Annotated in this window: 13 protein-coding genes and 1 pseudogene; 8 read left to right on the forward strand and 6 right to left on the reverse strand. The window is 65.5% G+C overall.

Annotated elements, in window-relative coordinates; all coding sequences use genetic code 11:
* Positions 1-20 precede the first annotated feature (20 nt).
* A complete protein-coding gene (locus tag UAA55_RS06555; RefSeq protein WP_322951845.1) occupies positions 21-1,034 on the forward strand; it encodes a DUF5700 domain-containing putative Zn-dependent protease in 1,014 nt (337 codons plus the stop codon).
* Between the two features lie 116 nt (positions 1,035-1,150).
* Positions 1,151-1,636 carry a TspO/MBR family protein gene (locus UAA55_RS06560; RefSeq protein ID WP_322951846.1) on the forward strand — a complete coding sequence of 162 codons (486 nt, stop codon included), beginning with the start codon at positions 1,151-1,153 and terminating at the stop codon, positions 1,634-1,636.
* Between the two features lie 69 nt (positions 1,637-1,705).
* On the opposite strand, the gene UAA55_RS06565 is transcribed toward UAA55_RS06560, so the two are convergent.
* Positions 1,706-3,256, reverse strand: coding sequence for an RICIN domain-containing protein (locus UAA55_RS06565; RefSeq protein ID WP_322951847.1), 1,551 nt, complete (start codon positions 3,254-3,256; stop codon positions 1,706-1,708).
* A gap of 1,731 nt (positions 3,257-4,987) precedes the next feature.
* Here UAA55_RS06565 and UAA55_RS31205 point away from each other — a divergent pair.
* A pseudogene (locus UAA55_RS31205) lies at positions 4,988-5,080 on the forward strand (hypothetical protein); the annotation flags it as partial.
* 114 nt (positions 5,081-5,194) lie between these two features.
* Entirely contained in the window at positions 5,195-7,465 is a 2,271-nt protein-coding gene (locus tag UAA55_RS06570; protein WP_322951848.1) for an ATP-binding protein, read from the forward strand.
* Here the strand turns inward: UAA55_RS06570 and UAA55_RS06575 are convergent.
* On the reverse strand, positions 7,428-8,201 hold the full coding sequence (locus UAA55_RS06575) for a response regulator transcription factor (RefSeq protein ID WP_322951849.1): 774 nt from the start codon (positions 8,199-8,201) through the stop codon (positions 7,428-7,430). The two genes, UAA55_RS06570 and UAA55_RS06575, sit on opposite strands and share 38 nt — an antisense overlap.
* Before the next feature lie 233 nt (positions 8,202-8,434).
* Here UAA55_RS06575 and UAA55_RS06580 point away from each other — a divergent pair, with 233 nt between their 5' ends.
* Complete coding sequence (locus tag UAA55_RS06580; protein ID WP_322951850.1) at positions 8,435-9,793, forward strand: S41 family peptidase; 1,359 nt, start codon at positions 8,435-8,437, stop codon at positions 9,791-9,793.
* Positions 9,794-10,029: 236 nt separating this feature from the next.
* On the opposite strand, the gene UAA55_RS06585 is transcribed toward UAA55_RS06580, so the two are convergent.
* The 3 genes from UAA55_RS06585 to UAA55_RS06590 form a co-directional block, all read right to left on the reverse strand.
* Positions 10,030-11,775 carry a M61 family metallopeptidase gene (locus UAA55_RS06585; RefSeq protein WP_322951851.1) on the reverse strand — a complete coding sequence of 582 codons (1,746 nt, stop codon included), beginning with the start codon at positions 11,773-11,775 and terminating at the stop codon, positions 10,030-10,032.
* A gap of 84 nt (positions 11,776-11,859) precedes the next feature.
* Positions 11,860-12,093 carry a helix-turn-helix domain-containing protein gene (locus tag UAA55_RS31210; protein WP_416235158.1) on the reverse strand — a complete coding sequence of 78 codons (234 nt, stop codon included), beginning with the start codon at positions 12,091-12,093 and terminating at the stop codon, positions 11,860-11,862.
* Between the two features lie 191 nt (positions 12,094-12,284).
* The gene (locus UAA55_RS06590; RefSeq protein WP_322951852.1) at positions 12,285-13,973 is read right to left on the reverse strand and encodes a tyrosinase family protein; all 1,689 of its coding nucleotides are present in this window, start codon (positions 13,971-13,973) and stop codon (positions 12,285-12,287) included.
* Positions 13,974-14,230: 257 nt separating this feature from the next.
* Here UAA55_RS06590 and UAA55_RS06595 point away from each other — a divergent pair, with 257 nt between their 5' ends.
* The 3 genes from UAA55_RS06595 to UAA55_RS06605 all read left to right on the forward strand — a co-directional run bounded on the left by UAA55_RS06595 (position 14,231) and on the right by UAA55_RS06605 (position 17,134).
* Positions 14,231-14,731 carry a DUF2231 domain-containing protein gene (locus UAA55_RS06595; RefSeq protein ID WP_322951853.1) on the forward strand — a complete coding sequence of 167 codons (501 nt, stop codon included), beginning with the start codon at positions 14,231-14,233 and terminating at the stop codon, positions 14,729-14,731.
* Entirely contained in the window at positions 14,728-16,053 is a 1,326-nt protein-coding gene (locus UAA55_RS06600; RefSeq protein WP_322951854.1) for a PQQ-dependent sugar dehydrogenase, read from the forward strand. The genes UAA55_RS06595 and UAA55_RS06600 overlap by 4 nt, the downstream gene beginning before the upstream one ends.
* Positions 16,054-16,135: 82 nt before the next feature.
* Positions 16,136-17,134: an Ldh family oxidoreductase gene (locus tag UAA55_RS06605; RefSeq protein ID WP_322951855.1), complete on the forward strand. Its 999-nt coding sequence runs from the start codon at positions 16,136-16,138 to the stop codon at positions 17,132-17,134.
* 90 nt (positions 17,135-17,224) lie between these two features.
* Here UAA55_RS06605 and UAA55_RS06610 read toward each other — a convergent pair whose 3' ends face one another.
* Positions 17,225-19,642 carry a TonB-dependent receptor gene (locus UAA55_RS06610; protein ID WP_322951856.1) on the reverse strand — a complete coding sequence of 806 codons (2,418 nt, stop codon included), beginning with the start codon at positions 19,640-19,642 and terminating at the stop codon, positions 17,225-17,227.
* Positions 19,643-19,805: the final 163 nt, after the last annotated feature.

Consider the following 19,805-nt stretch of genomic DNA (forward strand, 5'->3'; position numbering starts at 1 on the left):
TCTTGGGGGCGTGGCTGTTCTTGGCGGGTACGGCCGCGGGCGCGGTTCCCGTGTCGCTGGCGCTCGACACATCGGAGGCGGATGAGGCCCTGCGCATCCTGGACAAGCGGGCGACCCATGAAACGGTCACGGCGGAGGATTGGAACCGCCTGTTCGCCACCAGGCCCTATCAGTGGCTGAAGGCCCGGGAGGCGGCCATGGGACGCCCCCTTTCCGACGAGGACTTCCAGCGTTTCCTGACGTCGTCGGAAGCGGCGGCCCAGCGGGCCGACTGGGCATCGACCTTGGCGGCCATGAAGCAGGCGGACATGGCCCGGCTGGGCGCCGGGGTGCTGGCATGGCTGCCGCCAGGGGCCAGCATCCGCGCCCAGGTGTTCCCGGAGATCAAACCGCAGCGCAACAGCTTCGTGTGGAAAAAGCCCGCCACGTCGGAGGCGGACGATGGCGGCGGCCCGGCCATCTTCCTAGCCGTCAACCATCAATCGCAAGACCAGTTCGAGAACACGGTGACCCACGAATGCCACCACATCGGCCTGGAAAGCCTGGCGGCGCGACAGGAAGAACTGCAGGCCGGGTTGCCCCCCAATGTGAAGCGCGCCGTGAACTGGCTCAGCGCCTTCGGGGAGGGCGAGGCCATGCTGGCGGCCGCCGGCGCCGATCGGCATCCCCATTGGGAAGACGATGCCCTGGTCCGTGCCCGCTGGGACGGCGACATGCAGCGCTTTGCCGCCGACCTTGCCGCCATCCAGCAGTTGCTGATGGACATCCTGGACGACAAGCTGATCCAGGACGGGGATATCATGAAGCGCGCGGCCCCCTTCTGGGGCGACGCCCAGGGGGCTTGGTACACGGTGGGCTACGAGATGGCCGTCCTGGTGGAAAATCGTTTCGGCCGCGCGGCCTTCAACGATTGCCTGCTCGACCCGCGCAAGCTTCTGGAACTCTATAACCAGGTGGCGCAGGAGGCCGACGCGCACGGCGCCCGGCTGGCCACCTGGTCCCCGGAATTGCTGAAACGGCTGCAAGGCGGTTGACCCCCACGACCACGCGTGGAACGGGGCGGATGGAACGGGCGCGACAGTCGCGAAGTTATTGTGTACCAATACCTTGGTAGACACCGTTGGGTAGACACCGTTTAGGGAACGCGCCCATGATGCCCCATGAGGATGAGCCGCCCGCGCCGTCGTCGGTTTCCCGCGCCCTCATCCTCTTCGTCGTCCTGGTCCTGGGGATCGGGCTGGCCATCGGCTATCTGACGGCGCCGGGCCTATGGTACCTGCGTCTGGCCAAGCCCAGCTTCACGCCACCCAACTGGGTGTTCGCACCCGCCTGGACCACCCTCTACGTTCTGGTCGCCATCGCCGGCTGGGTGGTCTGGCGGCGGGACAGGGACAGCCGGCCCATGCGGCTGTGGTGGATCCAGATGCTCCTGAACTTCTTCTGGTCGCCCATCTTCTTCGCCGCCCATCTGCCGGGCCTGGCACTGGCCGTCATCCTGTTGCTGCTGGCCACCATCCTGGCCTTCATCGCCACGGCTTGGCGCAGCGACCGGATCGCCGCCCTGCTGTTCCTGCCCTATGCCGTCTGGGTCGCCTTCGCCACCGCGCTGAACGCCGGGATCTGCGTGCTGAATTAGGGAGCGGGCCAGGAGGAAAGGGCGGACGCCGGGATTCCGGGACCCGCCCTTTCACAACGGATCAATCCGTCACGCCGGCGTGGCGTTGGGATCGACCTTCACCACGGCCCAGATCTGGTTGGTCAGCGCCGCCCACGTCCCCAACCCGACAGTTCCAGCCTGCGTGAAGCTGATGACCCAACCGGCCGCGCCCGACCACCCGATATATCCAGGTACGCCCACGCTGGACCCCAGCACCCATTTGGCGTTGCCCGAAGACGAATCCGTCGTCTGAACGAGCTGATTGTTTATCGCGCTGAAATTCGTCGGCATTGCCAGGTATTGCTTGCTGGCACCGTTGAGGAAGAACGAATAAAGGCCATCCTGCCTCAGGATCCATCGCTGGGTGACATCGTTGGGATCCAACGGCTTCAGAATTAGGGCGCCCGTGCCATCGGCTTTCTGCGGTGCGATGACATTGCCCAGGTTCTGGATATAAAAGTAGATGGAACCATTCCCCAAGTAATCGCCGCTGGCGTTTCGCAAGGTGAGCGCCGGCAGTGACGGCAGGGGCGTGACGGTGACGGGGAAGTTTTGCGGAGCGTCGGACGTGGAGATATTGTCCTTGTAGGTCTTCAGGCCTTGGACGGCCGCCGCCCGGTAGGTCTTGAGCGTGGCGATGGCGGGATCGGCGATGGCGGCCAAGGCGGTGGCCGTGCCGTTATAACGCTCCGGGTGCTCCTTGGCGTCCCGGTACTGCCCCAGCAGGGTATCCGTGGCGTCGATCTCCTGCTGCAGCGCCGCGCAATTGTGGAGCAGGGTTGTGCCCAACGCCCACGGGGTCGGCTGCGGCAGTGTTTTGTCTTTCAAGGCCGCACGGGCGACGGCGTCGTAGTCGGTGATCGTGGCGCTCAACGCGACCGAATTGGCTGCGGAAACCGACAGCAGGAAAGTGTTCACGGCATCGAACGCGGCCACCGCGTCCAACTGCCCCGGTATGACCTTGCCACCCTTGGAGACATAGTAGACTTGAGCCCGGGTGTTCGAGAGCGTCCGCTTGAAATTCTGCTGCACGTCAACCGAGGCGCTGGCGCTGAACGCCCCCTGTGCCGCCACTGAAATCGAGGTGTGCAGGTTCCGCTGCTCGGTTTCACTGGTCGTCAGCCATTGAAACACCATGGTGACGGATGCGCCCTTCTCGATTTCACGGACATAACCGTGGCCGTAACTTGCCGAGAAGGGTCCGGCGCCGGCCGGATTCTGCAGAAGCGCCACCGCGGGGTCGGTCAATGTAGGCTGATTGTAAGAGGAGGTGCCGGTGACGACCTTGCCCACGACGGTCAGCCAGACGCCGTAGCTGCTGTAGTCGAGGGAATTGAAAATATCCAGCGAACCGGACGCGGAAAAAATGCCGTAACTGGCACTGGCGCTGGCCTGGACATGCAGGCTGGTGGCCAGCTCCTCTTTGGAGGTCGCGAAGGTGATGGTCAGCGCCTCCTCGGCGCTGTTGCTTGGGCTCGTGGTGCTTCCAGGCAATTCAGCAGGCACGTTTGCCATGCCGATCAACTTGGAGGCGCCGGTCGCGATATCCACACCCATTCCCAGCGCCAGCCCCGGTGCGCAATCAACTTGCAGATCCATGATTTTCTCCATTTCTACATTAACATGCTGTTTGCGTAGTTTTTTCTACTAGCAAGTGCATGCAGCGGAGGCTATCAAGCCGTTGCCGACAGAATGTCGATAGGGTGTGAATGGCGGTTGACCGGTGCATCATCGGGGCGTCACCCCGCGCTCGCTGTCCGTTCACCAGGCGGTGCCGGTTCAGTGCCCGGGTGAGCTTTGCTCGTGCTCTGGCGGCCTTTCTCGCCGTTTGGCTGGCAACCGTTTGCGCCGTGGCCCAGGGAGCCCCTTCCACCGTGGAGCAACTGGCCACGCCGCTGTTCAGCCATATCGGCGTCGCCGAGGGGCTGCCGGTGCCATCCGTCCAGAAGGTCGCGCAAGATCGGGCGGGCTTCATGTGGTTTTCCACGCCCAGCGGCCTGGCCCGCTGGGACGGATACCGGATGCGCGTCTTCCGGCATGTGGACGGGCGGGACGGCAGCCTGCCGGAGAATTTCGTCGACGAGCTTCTGCCCGACCCGGACGGATCGATGTGGGTTTCCACCCTGTCCGGCCTGATCAGCCGCTGGGATCCCGTGACCGAACGGTTTTCGACCTATCAACCGCCGGACGAGGGGACGGGCAGGGTGGGGCCGATGGCTGGTGATGGCCATGGCGGGGTGTGGGCCGGTGGCCGCAACGGGTTGATCCATCTCGAACGGGCCAGTCCCGTCACCCGACGGATCACGCGCCAAGGGGTGGGCATGGTCTTCCGCGACCGTGACGGCATCCTATGGGTCGGTGGCAGCATCAAGGCGCCACCGCTATCCCGCATGAACCAGCGGGAGGAACTGGTGCCGGTTCCCTTGCCGCATGGGGCCGACGCGCCGCTCGTGTCCATGATCCAGGCGCCGGACGGCACCCTCTGGTACGGCACCTATGACGGCGCGCTGGGCCGGATACGCCTCATCGACGGACGCCCCCAGGCCGAGGCCGTCCTGCCGCCGCAGGGTTGGTACGCGCTGTCCCTGGTGCAACCCGATCCGGACACCCTCTGGATCTCCCTGTTCGGCGGCGGGCTGTTGTCGTACGACATTCCCACGGGACGTACCCGTCACATTCGCCGTGACGCGGTCGAGCCGGGTCGCCTTCCCGACGATTTCGTGACCCAGATTTACCTGGACCACTCCGGGCTGGCCTGGGTGGCGCATCAATCGGGGGTCGAGCGCTTCGATCCCGGCGGCCAGGCGATCCGTCCCATCTTCGCCCCCAGCGCCACCCTGCAAGGCGACCAGGTGCGCAGCATGGCGCTGGACGCGGACGGTGGCCTTTGGCTGGGCTATCGCCGTGGTGGCGTGCAACGCGTGGACATGGCTAGCGGCGCCGCGCCACGCTTCTTGCCCCGGATATTGACCGAGAACCGGCCCTATGAACTGATCCAGGGCTTTGCCCAGTTGCCCGATGGCGACATGCTGACCGCCACGCGCTTCGCCGTCTTCCGCACCAGCCCGCGCACCGGCCGGGTGGCGCCGATCCAGCCCCTGGCGGGATTGAACACGACGGTGCTGCTGGCCGACGGCAACGATCTGTGGGCTGGAGGATTTTGGGGGCTGGGCCGGTTCGACGCCCATGACATCGATGGTGGGCCGCGCGAAACCTGGCGGAACGACGCGGCCGCCCCGGGAAGCCTGAATTTCGGCGCCATCAATGCGCTGTGGCGCGACACCGCCGGGCGCCTTTGGGTCGGTACGGTGGGCGGCCTAGACCTACTCGGTGCCGAACCGGCGGCGTTTCCGGCATTTCCGGCACGACCCCAACGACGGGGCCAGCCTGCCCAACGACGTTGTCAACGCTTTCGCCGAGGATGGACAAGGACGACTGTGGGTCGGCACCGAAGGAGGGATCGGCATTTTGCTCCCGGCCGGGGATCACTTCGACCGGCTGACCCGGGCCCGAGGCCTGCCCAGCGACGGCGTCCGCATGCTGTTGCGCGATCGCCAGGGCCGCATGTGGGTCAGCACCGATGCCGGTTTGGCCATGGTCGACCCCGGCACCATGGCCGTCCGCCGTTTCGACGCCGCCGATGGCGACGGCATGCATTCCTATTTCGCCCGATCCGGCGTCCTGTTGCCGGATGGCGGCCTGCTGTTCGGCGGTGTGGCCGGTATGACGCTGGTGAGGCCTGACCGGCTGCGCGACTGGTCCTATGTGCCGACCATCGCGGTAAGTCAAGCGAAGGTCGGCGGCCGGGTCTTGCCGGCGGCGGAACCGCTGGTGGTGCCGTCGGACAGCCGTAGCGTCGAGGTGGAGTTCGCCGCCCTCGACTACGCCGCGCCGGAGCACAACCAATATGCCTACCAGTTGGAAGGGTTCGACACGGGCTGGATCTCGACCGACGCCGGTCGGCGCATCGCGGCCTATACCAACCTCCCTCCCGGGTCGTACCGTTTGCTGCTGCGCGGATCGAACAGGATCGGCACTTGGGCCCATCCGGTCGCGTTGCCGGTGACGGTGCTGCCGGCCTGGTATCAGACCAGCTGGGCAAAAACGGCGGGCGTGATCGCCGGATTGGCGGCCATCGCCGGTCTGATACAGGCCCGCACTGGCCAGTTGCGCGCCCGGCAGCACACGCTGGAGCGGCTGGTGGCCGACCGGACGCTGGAACTGCGCCACGCCGTGGATCGGGCTGAAAGCTCGGACCAGGCGAAGTCCCGTCTTCTGGCCGTCGTCAGCCATGAAATCCGAACGCCGCTCAACGGCATCCTGGGCATGCTCCAACTCCTCGACCCGGATCGGCTGCCGCCGGACCAACGCCACCTGCTGGACATCGCCGAGACGTCGGGAGGCACGCTGCTGAGCCTGCTCGACGGCATCTTGGACTATGGCCGGTTGACGGCGGAGGGAGAGACGCTGGCGCTGGGCGACGTCGACTTGCGCCGCCTGGCCGAGGCCGCGCTGGTTCTGCTTGGCCCACAGGCGGACGCCAAAGGATTGGACCTGCGCTTGGAAATCGCCCCGTCCGTTCCGGTTTCCATTCGCGCGGACGAGGCCCGCCTCAATCGTGTACTGCTGAACCTCCTGGGTAATGCCGTGAAATTCACCCCGGCGGGTGGCATCCGTATGTCGGCTTGGGTGACCGATGGATTGCTGCTCATCGCGGTATCGGACCAAGGCATCGGCATCGCGCCGGAATTGCGCGACGCCATTTTTGAGGATTTCGTGCAAGCTGACGACAGCATCACCCGGCGCTTCGGCGGCACCGGACTGGGGCTTGCCATCAGCCGGCGCATCGCCAGGCTGATGGGAGGCGACCTTACGGTCGACAGCACCCTGGGCCACGGCAGCACCTTCATCTTGGCCGTACCGCTGGTGCATCCCGTCGCCTGCGGTGAAGCCGGGCCTTCGTCCTCGCAACCTCGTCATCGGCCATCGTTCCGGGGGGCTGGTCCAGGGCTGGAAGACGGCGGCCTGCCCGCTTGGTCGGTGCTGGCGGTGGATGACGATGCGGTCAACCGGCAAGTGGTCGCCGGATTACTACGCCGCCTGGGGCAGAAACCGACCCTTGCGGCCTCGGTGGCCGAAGCCTTGGACCGGATGAGGACACAGTCCTTCGACGTGGTCATGACCGACCTCCACATGCCAGGCCAAGACGGTTTTGTCTTGGCGGAGAGTTTGCGGGCGCTGCCTGGCCGGTCCCCACGCGTCATCGCTATGACGGCGGATCTCACGGACGTGAGCCGGCGGCGCTGTCTGGCGGCGGGCATCGAGCTGACCATTTCCAAGCCCCTGTTGCTCAGTGCCGTGCGGGCGGCCTTGGTATGCGGGGAGGGGGCGGCGGCTTGGGAAACGGTCAACCAAGCGGGATCGGAACCGGGAAACCCACTGGATCTGGCTTTCCTGCGGCAGCAATGGCAGGCGCTGGGAGCGGGGGGCCTGACACGGCTGACGCGGTTGTTCGTCCGCACATCCCGGACCACGCTGGCTGCCTTGGAACGCGCCGCCGTCGAAAACGACCGCCGGCAACTGCGCGAAATGGTGCACCGGTTGCGCAGCGCCGCGGGGGCGGTGGGCTTGGCTGAACTGTACGCGGCGGCCGGACGGCTGGAAACGGCGGCGGAACGGGGTGACGCGGCCGATTTCATCGCCTGGGTGGCGGATTTGCGCCGGCAACGCCGGGCCGGCTTGATGGCCCTGTCGGCAACGCGGCGGCGCATCAAGTTCCACGCGGGGGATGACCTGGTGCCCTTTTAGGCTGCGGTTGGCAAGTTCCCAGCCGGTACCCCATGCCGGAAACGGTGATGATGGCTGGCAGGCTCGGCGAGCTTTGCGGGGTGACGAGCTTGTGGCGCAGCCGCGCGATCAAAGTGTCCACGGTGCGCGGATTGACCTCGCCACTGCCGCGGTTGCTGACCACTTCCGCCAGGTAGTCCCGGCTTAAAGGGCGGCCATCCGCTTCCACCAACGCGGCCAGCAGATCGAATTCGCCACGGGTCAGATGCAGGGGGCGTCCATCGCCATCCAGAAGCTCGCGCCGTGTCAAATCCAGCAGCCAGGTTCCAAATTGCGTGACGGTCTGTCGGGCAAGGTCCGCGCTGGCGCGCAGGCGCCGAAGCAGGGCATGGGCGCGGGCCAGCAGCTCACGAAGGTCCACGGGCTTGGAGACGAAATCATCTCCTCCCAACTCGAAGGCGATGATGCGGTCGATCGTATCGTTCAATTCGGTCACGAAGATGATGCCGGCCTGGCTGGTGGCACGAATTTCACGCGCCAACTCCATTCCCGATCCATCCGGCAGCCTCACATCAAGGAAGATCAAGTCGGTTGGCCGTCGTCGCAAATGGGCCATGCATTCAGCCAAGCCACCCGCTTCGCGCACTTCAAAGCCGTTTGCGCTGAAATAGGTGACGATGGCCAGCCGCGTAACCTCATCATCCTCCACGACGATCAGTTGATCCGGCCGGAGGCGCGCCGATGGACGGAAGTGCATTGCCATAACTCTCAAGGAGCGGATCGCTTAAGGGAGAAAGTGTTTTGCCGGTGAACAATTCTTAGATGCGTCTGACGGAGATGCCCAGGGTAAAACAGGAGCGGGATCCCGCGCCTTGACCCACGATGGCGGCCAAGGCGTGCGACAAATTCTCCAGCATCCGCATAAGGCGTGACGACGCCTGGGCGATCAATAGGATGGGGGCGTTTTCTCACCTTGGACCGCCGGTGGCCATGCGACGCGCCCTTCCGCTTCTTGCCGGTGCCTGCCTGCTGATCGGTTCCGTGGCGCGGGCCGCCGATGGTGGGCCGGCGCCGCTTGGTCATGGGCAGGTGGCGGATGCGGTGGCGACCATCAGCCGCCTGCTGCGCGACCATTATCCTTTGCCTGACATTTCAGCGCGGTATGGGAAGGTGCTGGCGCGCGGGCTGAAGGCCGGGCGCTATGATGGGCAAGCGCCATGCTCCCTGGCCAAGAGGCTGACCGAGGATTTGCGGGCCGAGCATGCCGACCTGCATCTGAGCGTACGGTGCGACGCCGCGCCTGGCGACGATCCGGGCCCGGAGGAGGTGGCCGGCCCCTACCACGGCATCGCCGCCGTCACCGTCGACCCCGATCTGCCCGTCACCATCATCCGCTCCCCGGGACCGTGGACCGCTAATGAGGCCGGATTCGCCAGCGCCGCCGCCGCCATGACCCTGGCCGCCCGGTCGCACTACGTCATCATCGACGTGCGCGGCAATGGCGGCGGCAATGGCGAGATCGGGGTGTTCCTGGCGACATACTTCTTTCCCGTGGGGCAAGAGCGCCTGCTGGTCCGGGGTGTGCACCGCGACCCCGCGCGGGAAGAACAGGAGTGGACCTACGGCTATGTCCCCGGCCGCCGCCTGGCCGACGCCAAGCTCTACATCCTGGTCGACGCCCACACCGGTTCGGCGGCGGAGGGCTTCGCCTTCGGCCTGCAGCGGGCGGGGCGCGCCACCGTCGTGGGCCAGACGACGGCGGGCGCCGGTATCGCGGGCCACCTGGAGGATTTGCCCTGCGGCCTGTCGCTGTTCCTGCCGACCAAGCTGCTGCGGGCGCCGGATGGCGGCGACGGCTGGGAAGGGGTGGGGGTGCGGCCCGACGTGGTGACGGAACCCGGCCAGGAAAAGGCCGCCGCCTACGACCTGATCCGCGCCGACTGGCCCACAGCGCGCGAGAACCCGGACTTCGCCCTGACCACGACGTTGCCGGCCGACCAGCGGCCACCCCTGGACGCGACGGCCGAGCCCTGGGACCTGGGTCGGGCGACGCTGCCCCAGGTGGAGCGCTGCCGTCATACCGAGCCCGATCCGGATGACGCCGGCGTCCGCCTCATGACCAACGTCTGTCCCCAGCCCATCACCCTGGAACAGCGCCGCAGCACCAACCCGAACACGCTGCGCCTGGACACGCTGGACAGCGGCCAGACCCTAGCCACCAGGGCCACGCCGCGCGGCGGCTGGCGGATCATGGCCGTCTGCCCCGCCGGCTATCGCAGCAGCGTGCCGGTGACAGCGGACAACATCCCGGCCATTTCCAATGGCGCCTATGACTGCGTGCGGGAGTAAATGCCCCGTCGCTGGCCAAGCACGCGCCCGGCGGCGGGGCAGGGCAATGATGAGGGGCGGTCAGGCACGGGCGGCCTTGGCCCTATCCCCATGCCGGAATTGTGGAAGGCGGCGCAGAGTCAGCGGCCTTCGTGCCTCACCAGGACAAAGGTCTGGAACTTGTCATGGGGGAAGGGCGGGGCTATGTCACGTAGGTCGCATCGTCGTTCCCAATCGGGAGGCCCACATCCATGCAATCAGGCACCGCTCATGGATAGCGCGCACTGCTTGCGTTGGGAGGGCGAGCGCGATGCCGTTAGGCGCATCTCCTGACCGTCAATGAGCTTCTTGCCCCTTGGATAGTAGGTGATGACGCGCTCACGGGCACCGTCGCGAACACGGACACTCCACGCTGTTGTGGAGACGCCCATCGTTCCGCTCAACTTTGCCAATCTGACCATGCCGTCGCGCAGTCCGGCGGCATAGGCAGGACCATCCGGCTGAACCCCGGCAAACACGCCACCGCTTTTCCCCGTAGCTACGCGATCATAGCCAAGGTCGAACTCCGCCAGCTTCACACCCGTGATCGTGGCACAACTGGCGAAGAGGTCCGCCGGTAATATAATCGTATCGCCCGCGTCGATGTACTTTGCGAGCATCGGCCGCATATCGAAGGCAACGGCATCGGCGGCTGAGAGCAGATTCGCGATCACGGGCGGTTTGGCGTTCGCGGGCGCAGCCTGCCAGCGGTCGCGCATGAGAAGCATGATGCTGTCCAGTCCGCGCTTTCCAGACCCCCGCAACGCATGGTCAAGCAGGAACGCAAACAATTGTCCGCGGTCATAGGCGAGTTGGTGCACGTCCTGATCCGACCATGCCCCTTTCGCGGTTTGGGCGTTGGTGTAGTTGCGGGCTTTCGACGTTGCCAGGCGGGTGATTACTTCGTTTAGGTTGTCCGTAAACTGCCCCGGCGACCACAGACCTGAGCGCAACAGCGTCCTTCCCGTATAAAAATCAGTGAACCCCTCGCTGAACCAATAGACTGATGCCTCGCCATCCGTGTCGGGCATCTCTCCGACTTGGCGCGGTATCCAATTATGCATATGTTCGTGCGCTATATTCCGTTCAAGGACGGGCATCTGCGTATCCGGAGAGGCATATTGGACGAAGCCATGGTTTCGACCTGTGCCCCCGGACGAACTGAACCCCAGCGACGGAGCCAAGCCGACCATGGTCACTGTGTAGTTGCCCGTGATGCCACCCCAGAATTTGCGCTCGGCATCGATCGTCCGCGCCACGCGATCAGCATACGCATCAACATTCCATTCAAAAGAACCGTGACTTACGAAGCGAAGCGTGCCTCCGCTGATCGGACGGCTCCGTATTGCGACCTCCCGTCCGGCGATGAAGCTGGCGCCGATTACATCGGCGACAGTTGAGGGTCGAGCATCCTCGCTCGATACCGTCACCCAACCTTTCGGCCAACCTTTCCAGCGTACCGTTGCCGGCGCGGTGTCGCGGTCCTTGAGGCCGACGATAAATTGGTCGCCCATGCCGGTGAACCAATCCGGGCGGATCATAGGTCCGTTCGTGAGGATCCCGTCCTTCGCATTCGGCTCATGGTCATAAGCACTGGATACAGCGTAGCGCAGTGTGACACTCCGGCTCGGCGGACCTACAACCTTACGTTGTGATGGCGACAGCGTTACAATAGACCCTCCGATTACATCGATGGGTGAAAGATATCGGTAGAGCTGGTCAGTACCGCCCCATTCTTCAGGTAAGATAAGAACAACGTCACCCGTCGCGCCGATCGGCACCGTGACCTCTACCAATACTCCGATTAACTGACCGGCATCAGCTTTCGGAGATATCGTATAAGTGATTGAAGGGGCGGAGAATACTGCCGTCGACGCGCTGCTTGTCCCCAACAAAGCGAGCAGCGCGATCCCTATGAAGCTGGGAAACAGCTTGAACCCGATCGCCCTTCGTTTTCCCCGCATACGCCCTGCTCCTGCCATTAGGAATCTCATGTTACCCATTATCATGAGAAGGGGGGACTCAAGTCGAAGTGCGACAAGGCTTTTTCATCCTACCCAACCGCGCCGAATTCCGCGAGCTTGGCGTGGAAGACCTCCGCAGTTGAGGCATCGGCGGTCTCGCTCCGCCGTGTGGTAGAAGTGACGCGCAATCTCCCGATAGACCGTCGACCGGTGCCGACCCAGCGTCGAGGCCAGCGCCGCAACCGAGAGACCGGCAACCACATCCCCCAGAACCTCCACCCGCCGAACTTCCCGGTCGCTCATCACCACCCAGCCCATCACCAACCTCCCAGCTGGCACCACCCAACCGGAAGACTGACACTTCTACTTTGCTCTGGACTGACAGTTTAACTTTGCGCCTACATAGGAAAAACCGATAATCTATCTTATGGAAATTATATAACGCCATTGGGAAGGATCGCCTTTTCGGGCGGTCCTTCCCAAGCACCTTAAGCCCATCCCGTTCAGGATCACTGCGCCGGTTGCACCATCAGGCTGATCTTCTGGATGGTCAGGCCCGCGTCGGCATTCATCGTCGGCTTCTCGCCCGTACCTTCGCGGCCGGTGGTGGCTTCGAAGCTGACGGTGACGTCGGACAGGCTGGCCTTGCCGCCGGCGACCTCGCGCAGGGCGTCGGTGACGTCGAAGTCGTCGGTCTTGGGCGCCTGGTGCTCGGCGTGCTTGGTGGCCGCCGCGCCGGACAGGGTGAAGAAGCTGATGGTGCCCACCTGCACGCGTTTTTTGGGATCCTTGCTGTTCTCCAGGAAGACGTCGAACATGGTGCCGGGGTGGGCCTTGTAGCTGATGCCTTCCAGGATCAGGTGGGTTTCGGTCGCCGCCTTGTTCTGCGGCGCCAGCGCGAAGGCCTGCAGCCGCTGCTGTTCACCGCCCTGGGGCAGGGTGATCTTGACCTTGGTCTTGGCCTGGGTCAGCGACAGCGGCTGGGACGGCGCGTTCAATGGCTTGGGCTCCGCAAGCAGGCTCTCGGTGGCCGGCGAATTGGGCGGCAGCGGATTGGGCGGCTGCTCGGCGGCCTTCACCGTCGACGCGGCCAGCGCGACGACGGAGCCGGCGCTGGCCACCAGCGTCTTGGCGGCGCCGCGGGCGCAATTCACTTCCTGCTCATATTTGTAGTCGACCAAGGTACCATTGAACAGGTCGCCGACCTTGACGGTGAACTCGTTCCCCTTCGTGTCCACGAAGGAATATTGCTGGTTCAGGAAGGCGGCCGTGTCCGGGTTCTTGTTTCCGGAAATGTTGGTCCAGCAGCTCCACATCCGGTCGATGTTGGCGTGATGCGACCAGAACACCGGGTCGTTGGAGGAATAGGGCACCGAGCCCATATCCACCACCGGGCAGGTCACGCCCACGGTGCAGTGGACATAACCGTGCACCCTGCCCTCAATATAGTTCTGATAGGCGGTGAATTGCTTCAGCTTCAAGGCTGAATTGATGTTGGTGGAATTGCCATTCAGCTTGGCCTTGCCTGTCAGCCAGCCCGGTGCGCGACGGGCCTCATACAATGGGTTCGCCTGCGTCTTGCCCGAGCCGTCGATATAGGTCTTGTCGATGAAGGCCGCTGGCATGGCCAGTTGGTTCGGGTTGCTGTAATCCCAATACGGCAGGCGCAGGCTCGGGTCGCCCGAGGCCGCTTGCAGCTGCTTCTCGAAGTACAGCAGATACAGGCGATGCCAGGCGAAGAACCAGGGGGTACCGTGCTGGCAATTCGCCCACACGTCCTTGGCCACCTGGTCCGGTGGGGTCGTGTCCTGGACGCCCTTGAAATAGACCAGGTACTGCTGCGGCAGACCCTGCGTGTTGTCGGCCACCGTGCCAAAGGGTGAGTCCGGACCGAAATAGCCATGGATGTTGGCCCAATACTCCCAACTGGTGCGGTACTCGGCGCTGGCGTGGTTCGCGCTGTTGCGCGCCTTCATGACCGCCACCGCCTTCCGCAGGCTGGCGACCTTGGCCGGGTCCTTGGCAAAGTCCTGCCAGTTGAGGCGGATGCCGCCCTGAGCCTTGGCGCCCTCGGCAACTCCCTCGGCGGCGGCCCCCTCGGCGCTGGACAGGGACGGGACGGCGAATGCCGTGGCGATGGCAAGCGCCGCCGTGCCGATCAGGCGACGGGCGGCGCGCGATGATCTGGTGACGCGCATTTCGCAACCCCCGGGTGAAATCGATGCGCAACACATACCCCGGATGACGAACCATGTCACCACACACATACACGCATTAATAGAATGTAAATGATGAAAATTGGCGTATTTTCGCCAAAAACCGCAAATCTTCCCACTGATAGTCCACAAGAGATACCCTTTTTACGCGTATGCCTCCATGCACCTCATGCGCCTCCGGAACCACGCTGACGCCCAAGCGGTTGAAGGCGCGGGGAAGGTTATGGAGAGGAGCGGCCATGCCCAGCGACATCACGCGATCGACCGTCCAGGGAACACCGGTGCATTTGACCACCGCCGAAAGCGCGACCACGGAGGTCGTGCGGCACCCCCTCTATCCCATGCTGGTCCCCTTCCCCAGCGTCTGCTTCGTTGGCGCCTTCTTCACCGATCTCGCCTACTGGGGCACGGCGGAAATGATGTGGGCGGACTTTTCCGCCTGGTTGCTGTTCGCCGGCGTGGTGCTGGGGTGCCTGGCGCTGATCGCCGGCTTGGTGGACCTGGGACAGCGCCGTTATGTCGTCACTCAGGCGCCTATCTGGCCGCACGTGCTGGGCAACCTGGTGGCGCTGGGCTTGGCCCTCCTGAATTGTTTCGTGCACAGCCGCGACGCCTGGACCTCCGTCGTGCCGCAGGGACTGATCCTGTCGGCCCTGGTGCTGATCGTCGTGCTGACCAGCAACTGGATTGGCTGGTCGGTGCTGGTCTACCGCCGCCGGGTGGTGGAGGTGCGGCCATGAAGCGGCATGTCCTTCGCCTGCTGGCCCTGGCCGGTGTGGCCACCTTTGCCCTGAGCGCGTGCGACGACGGCAGCAAGGGCACGGACCCCAACGCCCAGATCGGCGCCAACCCCACCCTGCCCAAGCAGCAACAATACCTATTGCCGCCCATGAAGGTGGCCAAGGTGGTCGGTTGGAAGGATGGCGAGAAGCCGGCCGTGGCCCAAGGGTTGAAAATCCAGGCCATGGCCACCGGGCTGCATCATCCACGGTCCCTCACCGTGCTGCCCAATGGCGACGTGCTGGTGGTCGAATCCGTGGCGCCCAAGGGTGAACCCATCAAGCGCCCCAAGGACCTGATCATGCATTGGGTGGAATCACTGGCCACGTCCGGCGGTGAAACCAAGGACAGCAACCGCATCACCCTGTTGCGCGACGCCGACGGCGACGGCGTGCCGGAGTCCCAGAGCGTTTTCCTGGACCACCTGAATTCCCCCTTCGGCGTGGCCCTGGTGGGCAACGACCTGTACGTGGCCGACACCGACGCCATCATCCGCTACCCCTATACCGAGGGCGACACCCAAATCACGGCGGAGGGCACGACCCTGACGCCCCTGCCCGGCGGCCCCATCGACCACCATTGGACCAAGAGCCTGGTGGCCAGCCAGGATGGCACGCGGCTCTATGTCGGCGTTGGATCCAACAGCAACATCACCGAGAACGGCATCGAGGCGGAAAAGAACCGTGCCGCCATCTGGGAGGTGGACCGCGCCACCGGCCGCTGGCGCATCTACGCCGATGGCCTGCGCAATCCCAATGGCCTCAGCTGGGAACCGCAGACCGGCACCCTGTGGGCGGTGGTGAACGAGCGCGACGAGCTGGGGCCCAATTTGGTGCCGGATTACATGACTTCGGTCAAGGACGGCGGCTTCTACGGGTGGCCCTATAGCTATTACGGTCAGAACATCGACCCGCGGGTGAAGCCGCAGCGCCCCGATCTGGTCGCCCGCGCCATCGTGCCGGACTATACCCTCAGCACCCACGTCGCCCCCCTGGGCATGGTCTTTTATACCGGAAACGCCCTGCCCAGCAGCTACCAGGGTGGCGCCTTCGTGGGCGAGCACGGCAGCTGGAATCGAAAGATTCCAAATGGATACAAGGTGATTTTCATACCGTTCAGCAACGGCCGGCCCTCTGGCCAGCCGGTGGACGTGGTCACCGGCTTCCTGGACCAGGGGGGCAAGGCCCATGGCCGGCCGGTGGGCTTGGCCGTGGACAAGGCCGGCGCCCTGCTGATCGCCGACGACGTCGGCAACACGGTCTGGCGGGTGACGGCGCAATAGGCCGCAGCCTGAAGTTAGGCGGCGACAAATCCTTCGGGCGGCGGCATAGCTGGGCGGTCATTCCCCAGCTTGCGCCGCCGCCATGCCCATTCTTTCCCTGACCGACGCCCATTCCCTGACCGTACAGGCGCTGACCGCCTGTGGCACCCTGCCCGCCGCCGCCGGCAGCGTGGCCCGCGCTCTGGTGGCGGCCGAGGCCGATGGCCAAGCCGGCCACGGCCTGGCCCGCGTGCCGTCCTATGCCGCCCAGGTGCGTGCCGGCAAGGTTGACGGCGGGGCCGTGCCGCGCCTGACCCAAACCGCCGCCGCCAGCCTGCGGGTGGACGCCGCCGGCGGCTTCGCCTATCCCGCTATGGACATGGCCGTGGAGGCGGTGGCTGCCCTGGCGCGCCAGATGGGCACGGCGGGCGCGGGCATCCATACCTCCCACCACATCGGCCAAGCGGGCCTGGTGGTGGAGCGGCTGGCGGACCAGGGCATGGTGGCCCTGGTCATGTCCAACACGCCGGCCGCCATGGCGACGGCTGGCGGACGGCGGGCGCTACTCGGCACCAACCCGCTGGCCTTTGCCGCCCCGGTGGCGGGCCGGGCGCCGCTGGTCATTGACATGGCGCTGTCCCTGGTCGCCCGATCCAAGATCGTGGCGGCGCAGAAGGCAGGGCGCCCCATTCCGGCCGACTGGGCCGTGGACGCCGATGGCAATCCCACCACCGATCCGGCGGCGGCGCTAAAAGGGGCGCTGGCCCCCAACGGCGGCCCCAAGGGGGCGGCGCTGGCCTTGATGGTGGAAATCCTCTGCGGTGCGCTGGCCGGAGGGCGGTACGGTTGGCAAGCCAGCTCCTTCCTGGATGACCAGGGACCCAGCCCCGCCGTGGGCCAGGTCATTATCGCCTTCGATCCCGCGGCGTTCAGCGGCACCGACTTCGCCGGCCGCATGGGAGAGCTGGTTCAGGCCATCATCGCGGATGGCGCGCGCCTGCCGGGCGACCGCCGCCTGGCCGCCCGTGCCCAGGCGCAAACCCATGGGCTGGAGGTGCCGCCGGCGCTGCTGGAAGAACTCCGGTCCCTGGCGGCCGGATAAAAAGAGGGGGACCGGCAGCGGATGGAACCGGTCCCCCTTCCCTGACGGCATGATCGCGTCGCCCACAGGGAACTACATGAATTCAACCTCTTAGAACGACACCTTCACACCACCATAGAAGGTGCGCGGCGCGCCCAGGGTCAGGGTGCGGGCGTCGCTCAACGAGCGGCCCAGCAGGTCGCTGGCGCCTGCCGTATCGAAATAGGTGCCGTAGCTGGCGTAACGGCGGTCGAACAGATTGTTGATGCCGCCGACCAGCTGGATGTTGGGCAGGACCTGGTAGGAAGTGCGCAGGTCCATGGTCCAGTAGGGTGTCAGCTGGGAATTCTGGTTGGCGTCATCACCCACCAGATACTGGCTGCCATAGTACTGCACGGCGCCGCCCACGCTCCACGCGTCGGTCACCGCCACGTCGCCGCCCAGCTTCACCTGGTGGCGGGGGATGCCGGGGATGCGGTCGCCGCTGTGCACGGTGACGGTGCCGTTGTCATCCGCCTGCGGGTTGTTGGGCGAGGCCAGCACGCCGTCGAACTGGTAGGTGGCATCGACGAAGCTGTAGTTCAGGTAGACCTGCCAGCGCTCGGCGGCGAAGGTGAGGCCAGCGTCCACGCCCTGGCGGCGGGTTCCGGGCACGTTGGTGTAATAGCCGCGGCCCTGGATGCTGCTGGCCAGCGCCACGATGTCGTTGTCGCTATTGGTGCGGAACAGGCCCACGGTCCAATCCAGCCGGCCGGAAAGGACGCCCTGGGTACTGCGGACGCCGGCCTCGTAGGTGTCGGCCACCACCTGGCGCAGCGGTGGATCCGCCACCAGCGAATTCTCCAGCAGGCAGGGGCGCAACGGATCGGCGCAGTCCAACTCCAGCGGCGTGGGCGCGCGGTTGGACTGGGAATAGCCGCCATAGACGCTGACCCCACCGCCCAGCTGATAGGTCAGCCCGGCCTGCGGGTTCCAGTGGGTGTAGCGGTTGTCGCCGTTCAGTTCGGGCGCCGCCCCGCTCCGGTCGCGGGTGCCGATGTCGGCCACGTTCAGGCGCAGGCCGGCGGTCAGCGACAGGGCCGGCGTCAGGTCCAGCGTGTCGGTGACATAGGCGCCGTAATAGTCGGTGGTGCCGGATAGCCAGACGGGGGCGTAGCCTAGGTTGCCCAGGGTGCGGATGATCAGGCCGGCCCCTGGGATATCATCGGCGTCGCCGCCTTGGGTCGTCACCGAGAGGTCGGGGTTGATGATGCCCAGCGTGCTGGTGGCGGTGAAGCGGATGTCGCTGTGATCGATGCTGCCGCCGGCGGCGAAGCGGTTGCCCAGGCCCATCAGCGGCCGGTCGCTGGTCAGTTGCAGCGACCCGCCCACGGCGGTCGTGTCGGTGGCGCTGCGATCCAGGGTGCCGTAGGTGGCGTCGCGGTCGAAGGCGAAGGTGTGGCCGGCCAGGTCGGTGATCACGAATTGGTTGCGGAACGCGGTTGTCTTGCCGCCCGCCGGCGTGCCGAAGGCGTCATCCTCCAGGCACAGCTTGCCGCCGTAGGAGGAGCGCGCGCTGCAGCCTTCGAAATCGCTGTCGTTGCCGTCCACATGCTTCTGCCCGAAATGGCGGCCGTAGACATTGCCCTGCAGGGCCCAGCCCGGGGCGATGTCGATCCTGCCGTTCAGGGCCAGCATGCCGCTGTCGTTCTTGGTGGTCTGCGGCCAAGTGTAGATTGAGGTCTCATCCGCCTGGATCATCTCCAAGGGCGTGGGGCCGACGACACCCAGGCTGGACCGCGCCGCGGCGCCGATCAGGTGCAGCTCCGCCGTTTCGCCGCGCCAGCCGGCGTCGGCGTAAAAGCGCTCGACGTCCGAGGCCGACTGCTTGCGCCAGCCATCATCCTTCTCCGCCTCCGCCGCGAGATACAGGCTGAAGGGCCCCGATTGCCAGCCGAACTCGGCGGAGCCTTGGATCCGGCCGTTGCTGCCACCCAGCAGCTCCGCGTTCGCCCCCTGGAAGGTGAAGCCGTTCTTCATCTCCAGGGTCACCGCCCCGCCCAGGGCGTTCAGCCCATAGGCCGGGTTGTTGGTGGCCAAGGTCAGGCGGCTGATCGCCACCTCGGGCGCGAGATCCCAGTTGACCGTGTCACCGAAGGCTTCGTTCAAGCGCACCCCGTTCTGGTAGACGGCGATGCCCTGGGGCGTGCCCTGCAGGGGAGAGACGGTGAAGCCGTGGTAGCGGACATCCTGGAACAGGGCGTTGCCCTGGGTGTCCGACAGGGCCAAGCCCGGCACCCGCTGGGCCATGCCGTCCAGGATGGACACGGAATGCAGGCGGGCCAGATCGTCCGCCGACAGGGTGGTGGCGGCGGCCGGCAGCTTGTCCAGCGGCACGTTGGCCCCGGGCAGGGGCGTGACCCCGATGACGATGATGTCGCTCAATGTCGGCGGGGCGCCATCGGGGGCCGGATCGGGCTCGGCCGCCAGGGCCAAGGTGGAACAGGTGGTGCAGAGCAGAGCCAACAAGCCGGCCGGGATGTTTTTCATTATGGGGCGCACCGGTGGGATGGAGCTGGTCTTAGGCTAACCTTGGGGCCCCGGCCCGGCCATAGGCCCCCTTCCCGATTTTCCCGGGAAAAATTCCCGATATCGCGGCGGTTGTTGCATGCGGGCCCCAGGCGCCTGTTAGATAAGGGCGGGAGGGCCGCCC

It is taken from the genome of Nitrospirillum guanabarense, from assembly GCF_034653355.1.
In the GTDB taxonomy this organism is placed as follows: Bacteria; Pseudomonadota; Alphaproteobacteria; order Azospirillales; family Azospirillaceae; genus Nitrospirillum.